Origin of the sequence: Streptomyces sp. NPDC090022, from assembly GCF_044748145.1 — a bacterium.
Lineage (GTDB): Bacteria > Actinomycetota > Actinomycetes > Streptomycetales > Streptomycetaceae > Streptomyces.
This window is the reverse complement of record NZ_JBIVFN010000001.1, coordinates 277,125-288,591: the sequence shown is the minus strand read 5'-3', so window position 1 is coordinate 288,591 and position 11,467 is coordinate 277,125. Positions and strand designations below refer to the sequence as shown.

Annotated in this window: 12 protein-coding genes; 6 read left to right on the top strand and 6 right to left on the bottom strand. The window is 74.2% G+C overall.

The features are described from left to right. Window positions 1-2 precede the first annotated feature (2 nt). The 4 genes from ACIPXB_RS01305 (at window position 3) to ACIPXB_RS01290 (ending at window position 2,752) form a co-directional block, all read left to right on the top strand. Window positions 3-815 carry a MerR family transcriptional regulator gene (locus tag ACIPXB_RS01305; protein ID WP_401442975.1) on the top strand — a complete coding sequence of 271 codons (813 nt, stop codon included), beginning with the start codon at window positions 3-5 and terminating at the stop codon, window positions 813-815. Window positions 816-945: 130 nt separating this feature from the next. Beyond that, a complete protein-coding gene (locus ACIPXB_RS01300; RefSeq protein ID WP_401442972.1) occupies window positions 946-1,557 on the top strand; it encodes a DUF6230 family protein in 612 nt (203 codons plus the stop codon). After that, the gene (locus ACIPXB_RS01295; RefSeq protein WP_401442970.1) at window positions 1,548-2,075 is read left to right on the top strand and encodes a DUF6114 domain-containing protein; all 528 of its coding nucleotides are present in this window, start codon (window positions 1,548-1,550) and stop codon (window positions 2,073-2,075) included. Before ACIPXB_RS01300 ends, ACIPXB_RS01295 begins: the two co-directional genes overlap by 10 nt. Next, window positions 2,072-2,752, top strand: coding sequence for a hypothetical protein (locus ACIPXB_RS01290; RefSeq protein WP_401442967.1), 681 nt, complete (start codon window positions 2,072-2,074; stop codon window positions 2,750-2,752). Before ACIPXB_RS01295 ends, ACIPXB_RS01290 begins: the two co-directional genes overlap by 4 nt. 111 nt (window positions 2,753-2,863) lie before the next feature. Here ACIPXB_RS01290 and ACIPXB_RS01285 read toward each other — a convergent pair whose 3' ends face one another. Further along, window positions 2,864-3,640: a metallophosphoesterase gene (locus tag ACIPXB_RS01285; protein WP_401442964.1), complete on the bottom strand. Its 777-nt coding sequence runs from the start codon at window positions 3,638-3,640 to the stop codon at window positions 2,864-2,866. Between the two features lie 104 nt (window positions 3,641-3,744). On the opposite strand from ACIPXB_RS01285, the gene ACIPXB_RS01280 reads away from it, so the two are divergent. Continuing rightward, the gene (locus ACIPXB_RS01280; RefSeq protein ID WP_401442962.1) at window positions 3,745-4,332 is read left to right on the top strand and encodes a TetR/AcrR family transcriptional regulator; all 588 of its coding nucleotides are present in this window, start codon (window positions 3,745-3,747) and stop codon (window positions 4,330-4,332) included. Beyond that, on the top strand, window positions 4,329-4,709 hold the full coding sequence (locus tag ACIPXB_RS01275) for a hypothetical protein (RefSeq protein ID WP_401442959.1): 381 nt from the start codon (window positions 4,329-4,331) through the stop codon (window positions 4,707-4,709). The genes ACIPXB_RS01280 and ACIPXB_RS01275 overlap by 4 nt, the downstream gene beginning before the upstream one ends. A gap of 37 nt (window positions 4,710-4,746) precedes the next feature. On the opposite strand, the gene ACIPXB_RS01270 is transcribed toward ACIPXB_RS01275, so the two are convergent. From ACIPXB_RS01270 to ACIPXB_RS01250, 5 genes are all read right to left on the bottom strand, one after another. Beyond that, complete coding sequence (locus ACIPXB_RS01270) at window positions 4,747-6,456, bottom strand: hypothetical protein (RefSeq protein ID WP_401442957.1); 1,710 nt, start codon at window positions 6,454-6,456, stop codon at window positions 4,747-4,749. Between the two features lie 122 nt (window positions 6,457-6,578). After that, window positions 6,579-7,130, bottom strand: a complete 552-nt coding sequence (locus ACIPXB_RS01265; RefSeq protein WP_401442955.1) for a hypothetical protein — start codon at window positions 7,128-7,130, stop codon at window positions 6,579-6,581. A gap of 186 nt (window positions 7,131-7,316) precedes the next feature. Further along, complete coding sequence (locus tag ACIPXB_RS01260) at window positions 7,317-8,747, bottom strand: dihydrolipoyl dehydrogenase family protein (protein WP_401442953.1); 1,431 nt, start codon at window positions 8,745-8,747, stop codon at window positions 7,317-7,319. A 118-nt stretch (window positions 8,748-8,865) separates the two neighbouring features. Beyond that, window positions 8,866-9,285 (bottom strand): thioredoxin, encoded by a 420-nt coding sequence (trxA, locus tag ACIPXB_RS01255; RefSeq protein ID WP_401442951.1) that lies wholly within the window; start codon window positions 9,283-9,285, stop codon window positions 8,866-8,868. Window positions 9,286-9,405: 120 nt separating this feature from the next. Continuing rightward, window positions 9,406-10,845, bottom strand: a complete 1,440-nt coding sequence (locus ACIPXB_RS01250) for an aldehyde dehydrogenase family protein (RefSeq protein WP_401442948.1) — start codon at window positions 10,843-10,845, stop codon at window positions 9,406-9,408. Window positions 10,846-11,467 lie beyond the last annotated feature (622 nt).

Genomic DNA, 11,467 nt, shown 5'->3' with positions numbered 1-11,467 from the left:
GCGTGAACAGCCAGGTGCAGCAGGACGCGAACAACGCCGACGACGCCGCCGACGACAAGGCCGGCACCGCCGACGGCGACGGCGGGCGCTACCGGCGGGAGGAACTGGCCCGTGCGGCGGGGGTGAAGGTGCGCAACCTGCGCTACTACCAGGAGCGCGGACTGCTGCCGCCGCCGCGCCGGGAGGGCCGGATCGCCTGGTACTCCGACGAGCACCTGGGCCGGCTGCGCCTGATCGACGACCTGCTGGGCCGGGGCTACACCGTCAACGGCATCGCCGAACTGCTCCAGGCCTGGGAGGAGGGTGGCGGACTGGCGCAACTGCTCGGCCTGGAACGGGAGATGACCCGGGACTGGGTGCAGGAGGAGCCGGTCACCATGACGATGGCCGAGCTGCGCGAGATGTTCGGGCCGGGCGGCACGGCCGAGGACACCCGGCGCGCGGCCGAGCTGGGGTACGTACGGGTGGACGGGGACACGGTCACGCACCGCAGCCGCCGGCTGCTGGCCGCGACGCTCACGCTGGTGCGGCAGGGGGTGCCGATGGCGGAGGTCCTGGACGCGGGGGCCTTCGTCCAGGCACAGGCGGCCGCGGTGGCGGACCGGTTCGTCGGGCTGTTCCGCACGTATGTGGTCGGGCCCGACGGGCTGGATCGGCTTTCGGCCACCCAGTTGCGGCAGATCACGGAAGCGGTGGCGGAGCTGAGGCCGGTGGCGGGCGAGGTCGTGACCGCGGAGTTCGCCCGTGCGATGGCCCGGCGGGTGGACGAGGAGGTCGCCTCGCTCCTGCACACGGAGCATCGTACGGAGCAGTAGGAGTCGGCCGAAAAGGGGCAGTCGCACAACCTTGCCAACCACCATTGGCACTCTTACATTCAACTCGTCGGTAACAACGGTGCACAGCCGAAATACAAGGGGAAAGTCCATGAAAGGTTCCCAGAACGGCGTGGAAGCAGACTTATCCGGCACCGGCCGGGTGCGGTGGCGGCGCTTCGCCGTCCTGACCCTTCCGGCCGTCGCCGTCACCGCGGGGCTGGGGGTGGCGCTCGCGCAGGGCGCGCTGGCCGCCTCGTTCGCCGTCTCGGGCCAGCAGTTCAAGGTCTCGGCCAAGAGCCTGCAGGGCGAGGGCTTCGCCCAGTACGGCAGTGTCGACGTCAACGCCCGCGAAGAGCTCATCCCGGTGGCCGTCACCGCCATCCGCGAGGCCAAGCTCAGCAGCCTCTGCCAGTCCGTGGTCACCACGCTCCCGGTGATCGGTGACATCTCGCTCAACCTCACCGCGGGCGGCAAGACCCCGGTCGAGGCGACCAACCTCTTCGTCGACGCGACCCAGTTGTCGGGCAACGCGGAGTTCAAGAACATCGAGATCGGACGCGACGCGTCCACCCTCGACAAGGGCCCGGCCGACGCCCAGGGCATGCAGGACCTCTTCGCCCAGCAGGCCGACTCCGTCTCCATCACCGATCTCCAGCAGACCGCGTGGGCGACGAACGCCGGCACCTTCAAGCTCTCCGGCCTGGACATGAAGATCAGCAAGGGCAAGAAGGAATGCTTCTAGTCGCCGGATTCCGGCGCTTCAGACGCAGCAGACCGTTCTGGGGCGGACTCTTCGCCATCCTCGCCGGGGCCGAGATCTGCGTCCTGCCGCTGGCGCCGCTCAAGATCATGCTCCAGCAGGGGATCGCGGGCCTCCCGTCGGTCCTGCTGGGTCTGGTGATGATCGTGCTCGGGCTCTCCGCCTGGTTCGCCCCGCACTACCGCACCCTCGCCGGAGTCCTCACCACGCTCATCGCCACCGCCGCCCTGGTCCTGTCGAACCTCGGCGGCTTCCTCGTCGGCACCCTGCTCGGGATCCTCGGCGGCGGCCTGATGTTCGCGTGGCAGCCGAACGCCGCATCGCGCGCCCCCGGGCCCGACGCCGGGCCGGACGCCGACCCGGTGCGTACGTCCGAAGCCGACCCGGAGCGCACGTCCGAAGCCGTCCCCGCGGCCGTCCCCCACACGGCCACCCCCGCCGTTCCCGACGGCGGCCCCTCCCCCACGCCGCACTCCGATCCCCAAGGAGCACCGTCATGAGCCGCACGCGCACCGCCTTCGCCCTCGGCCTCGCCGCCGCGGGCGCCCTCACCCTCGGTTCGGTCACCGCGACGGCCGCCACCGACGGCGCCACGGCCGCCGCCGGGGCCGCCTTACCGGCGGCCGGCTCGACCACCGTCACGCCGGCCGGCCACGGCTTCAAGGCCACCCTCACCGGCAAGGCCACCTTCAAGGCCGGTTCGGTGACCATCAGCTGCTCGGTGTCCGTGGCCACCGGCACCGTCCCGGCGGCCCCGGGCAACAGCAACCCGGCCGGTGCCGTCGCGTCCCCGATCTCGGCGCCGGCGTACAGCTCCTGCACCGCGAGCCTGCCGGGCGTGACGCCGACGGTCACCAGCAGCGGGGCCTGGCAGGTGTCGATGCAGAACGGCTCGCCGATCACCGCCACCATGACCGTCCCGACGGGCGGGCTGGTGGTCAAGACGTCCGGACTGGCCAGCTGTACGGTCACCTCCGCCCCGACGGCCGCGGCGAGCGTCCCGGGCACCTGGGCGAACGGCGCCCCGTCCACCCTGACGTTCACCAACGCCTCCGTCCCGGTCAAGGTCACCGGTGGCTTCGGCTGCCCCACGAGCGCGACCACGGCCGTCTTCAACGCGGTGTACACCGTGTCCGACACCACCGACCCGGCGCAGCAGATCACGGTCACGCCGTGAGCTGAGCGCACCGGACCCGACCGGCCCGGACCGACCGTACGCGTGGGGCGCTGATCCTGAGCCGGGCCCGGGATCAGCGCCCTCGTCGTGCGTACGGGGCGCGGACGCGGCTCAGCGCCGCGCGGGCGCCCGCGACGGGACGACCACGCGGTAGTGGGTCGTCAGCCGGCCGTCGTCGCCCAGGACGTGGAAGGCGAGGGCCGGCGGCTCGTCCAGGTGGACGTGGTGGCCGGGGTCGTCCTGGTGCTCCCAGGGCAGCCGGAGGGTGGAGACCACGCCCGGCGCCACGAGCAGCGGGCGCCCCGCGAAGGTGGTGGCGGCCGCCGTGTGGGCGTGGCCCGCGAGGAAGGCGGTCAGGTGCGGGTGCCGGGCGGCCAGTTCGGCGAGCCGCTCCTCGCCGAACTGCCGGATCTCGTCCACGTACGGCGTGTGCAGGCCGACCGGCGGGTGGTGGAAGGCCACGAGGACGGGCGTCCCGTGCGGGGTGTCGCCGAGCACCCCGTCCAGCCAGGCCAGGGTCTCGTCCGCCAGGAACCCCTCGTCCTTGCCGGGGACGGAGGAGTCGCACACCGCGAGCACGAAACCGTCCCCGCGCAGCACCCGGTCGACCGGGGCGAGGGAGTGCGGCTCGCCGAGCAGGCCCTCGCGGAAGGCCCCGCGGTCGTCGTGGTTGCCGGGGCAGACGACCAGCGGATGCCGTGACCGGAGCAGTTCCCGGGCCTGGACGTACTCCTCGGGCCGCGCATGGTCGGCGATGTCACCGCTGACCAGCACGGCGTCGAGGTCGTACGGGAGGGCGTCGAGGTAGTCCATGACGGCGCGGGTCCGGTCGGCCGCGCGCGGGGCGGTGTCGAGGTGCACGTCGCTGAGATGGGCGATGATGATCATGAACCCCATGGAACGACGGGCCCGGCCTCGCGCGCCATATCCACTTCGGCCTCATCGGCCTGGGGGTTGTTTACCAAACGGGTCGACCCGTATCGTAAATTGTCATGAGCTCCTCTCCGTCCCCCAGGGGACGTCCCAGGGATCCCCGCTCGCACGAGGCGATCGTCGGCGCGGCCACCGAGCTGGTGGCCGAGGTCGGTTACGCCGCGACGTCGATCGGGGCGGTGGCCGCCCGCGCCGGTGTCGGCAAGGACACGGTCTACCGGCGGTGGCGGGGCAAGCCGGAGTTGGTCTTCGAGGCCGTGTTCACGACCACCGACCACGCCCCGGTCCCGGACACCGGAACGCTGACCGGGGACCTGACCGCACTGCTGCGGGGCCTGATCGACGAGTTCCGCGCACCCGCCGCGGCAGCGGCGCTCCCGGGGCTGCTCGCCGACTTCGCCGCCGATCCGGTGCTGAGGGCCCGCATCCGCGGCGACTTCCTGGCCCCGTCCAAGGAACGGCTGCTGATCGTCTTCGAACGCGCCGTGACGCGCGGCGAGATCGCGGCCGGCGCACCCGTGGACCTGGTCCTGGACACGCTGGCCGGAGCCGTGTTCTTCCACGTCGGCCTGGTCGGGGAAGCCCCCGACCCTCAGCTGGCCGACCGGCTGGCCGAGGTCATGGCCAAGGGAATCGAGATCCGGTGAACGGCTGGTTTCTCGCGGCGGGCCTCACCGCGTCCGGTGTGGCCGCGGTGCACATCGCCGCCGGGCACCGGGACGTGGTCCGCCCGCTGCTGTCCTGCGGACTCGCGGACGAACCCCGGCGTGTCCTTCATGTCGTATGGCACATGGTGAGCGTCGACCTGGTGCTCTCCGCGGCCGCCCTGCTCTACCTGGCGCCCGCGGACGATACGTCGGCGACCGGCCCGGTGGCGTGGTTCGTGGCCGCGCACTTCGTCGCGTACACGGCCGCTTTCCTGGTCGTCACGCTGTCGGTCGGCTGGCCGAGGCCACTGCTCCGGCTGCCGCAGTGGATGCTGCTCCTGCCGGTGGCGGTCCTGACGGTGGCGGGTGCCGTGTAGCGGCGGCCGACGGCCCGGGGGATGTACGGCATGCCGTTCAGCTGTCGCGGGCCGCGCGGCGGCGCCTGACCAGGAGCCAGCCGGTCGCCGTCAGGGCGGCCGACGCCGCACCGAGGGGCAGCACCGCGGCTCCGGTGGCGGCGAGGGCGGAAGCCGGGCCCGGGGTGGTACCGGCCGTGGTCGCACCGTTCGTGACGGCGCCGGTCGTGGTGGACGTCGTGCCCGTCCCGCCGGCCACCGCCCCTCCGGCCGTCGAGGTACCGCCGTTCGTGGCCGTGCCGGAGGTGGAGGCCCCCGGGTCCGCGGTCGCGCCGGGGGTGGCGGTGGGGCCCGGGGCGGCGGGGCCGCCGGTCGAGCCGCCGGTCGGACTGCCCGTGGCCGGGCCGGACGGCTGCGCAGTCACCGTGAGCGTCATGGCCGCCGTCCGGGCCGTCCCGGCGTCGTTGCGGAACTCCGCACGGTAGCGGTGGCCGTGGTCGGCGGCGGTCGCCGTGAAGGTGTGGTCGGTCCCGGTGGCTCCGGCCACGGGCCGCCAGGTCGCCCCGGCATCGGCGCTGACCTGCCAGGCGACGGTCGGCGGCGGGGTGCCCTCGGCCCGCGCGGTCAGGGTGACCGCGGCGCCGGCGGCCACCGTCCGGTCGGCCGGATCCTGGACGACCTTCGGCGGTACGGCCCGCTCCAGTTCGGTGATCCTCCCCTCGGCCGGGTTGGTCACGAAGACCGTGCCCCCGCCGGGCCGGACGGCCACCGCCGCCGCCCCCGACTGGGCGTGGTTGCCGGGCAGGGACACGGCCGTGGCCACCTCCTTGAGGTCGCCCGTGCGGTACACGGTGAAGGTGCCGTTGTTGTCGCTCCCGGGCTGGTCGGGGTCACCCGCGTCCTGCCACACCACGTACGCCTCGTGCGTGACCGGGTCGAAGGCGGCCGCCCGGGGCAGGTCGGCGCCGTCGATGGTGGCGACGCGGGCGCCGTCGGGTCCGTACACGACGACGGAGTTGTCGATGCCGACCCATACCCGGCCAGTCTCGGGATCGACCTCGGTGAACCCGCCGAAGCCCTCCCCGGCCGGGAGGTCGAACCCGGCCGTGACCGTGAGGGTGTCCGTGTTCACCTTGTACAGGCGGCGGTTGGGGACGTCGGTGAACCAGACGGTCCGGCGGGCGGCGTCCACCGCGAACGTGTCGCCGCCCTCCAGGGTCACCGACCGTTTCACGACGGCGCCCTCGACCTCCACCTCCGACAGGAGCGGGCCCTGCGCGACCAGGACGGTCGCGGGGTCGGGCCCGGGCGCCGCGTCGGTGACGGCAGCGCCCGTCAGCCAGGCGCCGGCGGCGGCCGCGTCGCCGTCCTTGGCGGTGCCGATCCCGCGCAGCGGGTAGACGAACACGGCGCCGTCGCCGGGCAGCGGGCGCACCAGGCGCGTCACGGCCCGGCGGGCGAGCGTGCCGGTGGGCCCGGGGGCCTGGCCGACCGTGGAGCGGACCCTGCCGTCGGCCGGGTCCAGGGCGTGCAGCCCGCCCTCGTTGACGTCCGCCGTGCCCGGCAGGTCCTCCGAACCGACGTACAGCGTCCGGGAGTCCGGGTGCAGCAGGAGGTCGCGCGGGCGGCCCGCCGCGGTGAACTCGGCGGTCTGCCGGTAAACAGCCGCGCCGCCCTCGGGTGCCTGCGGCCCCACGCCGCCGGGGTGGACGGCCGGGCCGAGGGCGAGGACGCCCGCGAGGAACGCGGCGGGGTGGGGGGTCGGCACGGGAACTGCTCCTTGTCGGGAGTGGTCGGGCGCGGTCGGGCGCGGTCGGGCGCCGTCGAGGTGGTCGTCACCGGGACATGCGGTCAGCTGAAGGGGAATGGGGAAGGTTCCCGGGCCGGCGGCTAGTTGAAGGAGATCGGGGCGTGGACGTCGTAGGTGCGCTTGCCCGAGTTGAAGTGGTCGGCGCGGGTGACGACCGCGCACTGCACCGTCTCGCCGCAGATCTGGCCGCCGCCGAGGTCGGCCTTGACGTGGATGGTGACGCTGAAGGTGCCGCCGGGGCCGTACGTGGAGGTGTTGGCCAGGGTCCCGCCGAAGAGGTTGTGGATCCAGTGGGAGGCACCGGTGGTGCCGGACTGGTCCGAGCCGCCGAGGCAGGGGGTCGGCTTGCCCGCTCCCTGCGCCCCGTTCACGGCGCACAGGCCGACGTAGATCCCCTGGCCGGGGTTGTAGCCGCTGCCGGTGACGGTGATGTTCTCGCCGGCCGCGGCGGCCGCGCCGGGCGCGGTGAGGCTGAGCCGGTACGTGGTCCCGCCGTCGGTGACCGTGCGGGTCGCGGTGGCGGCCGAGGCGGAGCCGGCCGGCCCGAGGGCGAGCGCACCGGCGGCAGCGGCGGCGACGGCGGTCCGGGCGGCGGGGCGGACGAGGGAACGGGACAGGGAGAGAGCACGCATGACGGCAGCACCTTTCCAGTGCGGGATGTCCGGCGCGGGGCGCGGGAAGATCGAAAACTGAGGTTAGGCTAACCTAACCTCGATCAAGAAAAAAGGGCGGCTCCGCGCCACTCGACGCGAAACCGCCCTCGATCCGGCGGGGTGTCAACTCCCCTTTCCCGCCCAGGTCTTGCCCGCTGCTACGGCCTATCCGCGATACGTCTCCAGCAGCCTCAGCCAGACTTCGCTCATCGTCGGAAAGGACGGGACCGCGTGCCAGAGCCGGTCCACCGGCACCTCGCCCGCCACCGCGACGGTCGCCGCGTGCAGGAGTTCGCCGGCGCCCGGGCCGACGAAGGTGGCGCCCAGCAGCACCTCGCGGTCGAGGTCGACCAGCATCCGGGCCCGCCCCGTGTAGCCGTCGGCGTACAGGCCCGCTCCGGTGACCTTGCCCAGGTCGTAGTCGACCGCACGCACCCGCAGGCCCGCGCGTTCGGCGTCGGCGAGGGTGGGGCCGACCGCCGCGGCCTCCGGGTCGGTGAAGACCACCTGCGGCAGGGCCGCGGTGTCGGCGGTCGCCGCGTGCGCGCCCCACCGGCCGGTGTCGAGCGCGCCGTCGCCCGCCGCGCGGGCCGCGATGACCGCACCGGCGATCCGGCCCTGGTACTTGCCCTGATGGGTCAGCAGGACACGGTGGTTGACGTCCCCGACGGCGTACAGCCAGTCGTGTCCGGTGACCAGGCAGGTGTCGTCCACGGGCAGCCAGCCGCCGGGGGTGAGCCCGACCGTGTCGAGCCCGATGTCGTCCGTGCGCGGCGCGCGCCCGGTGGCCATCAGCAGTTCGTCGCCCTCGACCGTCTCGCCGCCCTCCAGGACGACCGTGACCGGCCCGGTCGAGCCGTCCCGTACGACCGCCTCGACGTCCACACCCGTACGTACGACCGCGCCCGCCGCGCGCAGCGCCTCGGCGACGAGCTCGCCGGCGAAGGGCTCCATCCGGGGCAGCAGGCGGTCACCGCGCACCAGCACGGTGACCTGGGAGCCCAGGGCCTGCCAGGCGGTGGCCATCTCGGCCGCGACCACCGAACCGCCCACGATGACCAGCCGTCCCGGCACGTGCCGGGCGGAGGTGGCCTCCCGGCTGGTCCAGGGGCCGGCGTTCTCGACGCCGGGCAGGTCGGGGACCACGGCCCGGGTACCGGTGGCGACCACGACAGCGTGCCGGGCGGCGAGCACCTGGTGCACCCCCTCGGGGCTGGTCACGGCGACCTTGCGGGGGCCGTGGAGCCGGCCGTGCCCGCGGTAGAGGTGGGCGCCGATGGAATCCAGCCAGTCCTGCTGGCCGTCGTCCTTCCAGTTCCCGGTCCAGTAGTCGCGGTGGGCGAACACGGCCGCGCTGTCCAGCGGCCCCCGCACCGCCTGCGCCAGCCCCGGCACCTGGCGCGCCTCGGACCGGGCCAGCGCCGGGCGCAGCAGCGCCTTGCTCGGCACACAGGCCCAGTACGAGCACTCGCCGCCGACGAGCTCGCTCTCGACCACGGCGGTGGTCAGCCCGGCGGCGCGGGTCCGGTCGGCGACGTTCTCGCCGGCCGGTCCCGCGCCCAGTACTACGACGTCGTATTCAATGGCTTCCGTCATGCGGTCCAGTGTCACGGCAGCGCCGACGCGCCACGCCGCAACCACCGGACCCCGGCGTGCCGGACCGGTCGGCCCGGTTCAGCCGGCCGGTTCAACCAGTTCAGCCGGTTCAACCAGTTCAGCCGGTGCCCTCGCCGGCCTCCTTCGCGGTGTCGCCGGCCGGGCCGCTCACCGCACCCTGCTGCTCGGCGGCGATCTTCGCGCGCACCTCGTCCATGTCCAGGGCGCGCGCCTGCCCGATCAGCTCCTCCAGCATCGGCCCCGGCAGCGCGCCGGGCTGCGAGAAGATGGCCACCTGGTCCCGGATGATCATCAGGGTGGGGATGGACCGGATCTCGAACGCGGCGGCCAGCTCCGCCTGCGCCTCCGTGTCGACCTTCGCAAAGACCAGGTCGGAGTGGGTCTCCGAGGCCTGCTCGAAGACCGGGGCGAACCCCCGGCACGGTCCGCACCACTCCGCCCAGAAATCGATCAGCACGAAATCGTTCTCGCTGACCGTCTGGTCGAAGTTCTCCTTGGTGAGCTCGACTGTAGCCACGGTGTTCCGGCCTCCTTCAGGCTTGCGTATGCCCCCCACAACGAACGGAGGGCCCCAGTCATTCCGCGGGCCCGTGCACCGCTGCCGGTGTTCGTCCGAACGGGTGCCCGGAGCAGGTGTCTAGAACGGGTGCGGGGCCGGGGTGCGGCGCGAGGTGGTCCAGCGCAGTTCGGTGAAGGCCTCCAGGTTGGACTCGCCTCCGAAGCGGGCGCCGGTACCGGAGTCCCCGAACCCGCCGAAGGGGGCCACCGCCTCGTCGTTGACGGTCTGGTCGTTGATGTGCACGGTCCCCGTCGGGATCCGCTCGGCCAGCTCCAGGCCGCGCGCCGGGTCACCGGTGACGATGCCCAGCGAGAGCCCGTACGGGCCGGCCGCGGCCATGGCCACCGCCTCCTGCTCGGTGGTGAAGGAGCGTACGGGCGCGACCGGGCCGAAGACCTCCTCCGCGTACGCCGGGGTGTCGTCGGCGACGCCCGCGAGCACCGTCGGCCGGTAGAAGAGGTCCTCGTGGGTACCGCCGGCGACCAGCTTGGCGCCCTGCTCGGTGCTGGCCTCGACGAGCGCGTGGACCCGGTCGCGCTGGGCCGCGTCGATCAGCGGGCCGAGGTGGACCCGCTCGCGGTGGGGGTCGCCGACCGCGAGCGACTCGGCGCGGGCGGCGAGCCGCTCGACGTACTCGTCGTAGAGGGAGGAGTGCACCAGGTGCCGGCCGGCGGTCATGCAGACCTGGCCCTGGTGGAAGAAGGAGCCGAAGGAGGCCTGGGCGACCGCGGCCTCGACATCGGCGTCGCGCAGCACCAGCAGCGCCGAGTTGCCGCCCAGTTCCAGGTGGGCGCGGGTGAGGTGGCGGCCGGCGAGTTCGGCGACCCGGCGCCCGCTCGCGGTCGAGCCGGTGAACGACACGACGCGGACATGCGGTTCGGCGACGACGGCGGCTCCGATGCGCGCGTCGCCCGGCAGCACGTGCAGCAGGCCGCCGGGCAACCCGGCGGCGGCGAACAGCGCGGCGAGCGCCAGCCCGCCGGACACGGCGGTGCGGGCGTCGGGCTTGAGCAGCACGGCGTTGCCGAGGGCGAGCGCGGGCGCCACGGAACGCATCGCCAGGATCAGCGGGACGTTGAAGGGCGCGATGACGCCGACGACTCCGGCGGGCACCCGCCGGGTGTACGACAGCCGGGGCGCCTCGCTGGGCAGCACCTGGCCGGTGGGGCGCGAGGCGAGCGCGGCGGCCTCGTAGCACTCCTGGGCGGCGACGTGCAGCTCGAAGTCGGCCTTGCCCGGGATGGACCCCGACTCCCGGACCAGCCAGTCGCGCAGTTCGTCGGCGTGGCGGGCGAACAGGTCACCGGCGCGGCGCAGGACGGCCGCGCGCTCGGTGTGGGTGGCGGCCGCCCAGTCGCGCTGGGCGGCGTGCGCCCGTACGGCCGCCTCGGCGACGTCGGGTACGGCAGCGAGATCGAGGGTGGCGAGGATGCGGCCGGTCGCGGGCTCGACGACCGGGGCCGTGCCGCCCCTCAGTGTCGGTCCGTCCTGCCAGATGGTGGGGTCGAGGAGCGGCATGGCGCGGGGCCTCCGGGGCTGGGCTGGGCAGGGGTGAGGATGGGGGGTGGCGGGCGGAGCACGCGCCATGGTGCCAGACCGGATGCCTCAATTCTGTTCAGTTATTGGGCAGTTGCCGAGCGACCTGACCGGAAACCATCGACCCCACCGCCCGACCGACCGAGGGCACGGGTCCGGGCCCGGCCGCCCGGCCGCCCGGCAGCCGGGGGGCACGGGGCAAGCACCGCCGCCCGGGGAGCCGGGGTCCGGCCACCGCCACCCGCCCGGCACGGCCCCCGCCACCGCCGCCCGGCCCACCGGGAAGCACAGGTCCAGGCACCACCGCCCAGCCGAACTGGGGGCACGGCCCGGACACCGCCGCCCGCCCAGCCGACCGGCACGGCCCCCACCGCCGCCCGGCCCACCCGTAAGCACAGGTCCAAGCACCACCGCCCAGCCGAACTGGGGGCACGGCCCGGACACCGCCGCCCGCCCAGCCGACCGGCACGGCCCCCGCCACCACCGCCCGGCCGACCGGGGGCACGGGTCCGGGCACGGCCGCCCGGCCCACCGGGGCACGGCCCCGGGCACCGGCTGCCGACAACGACCACCGGACCGGGGACGCCGAAGCGCATCGATCCCC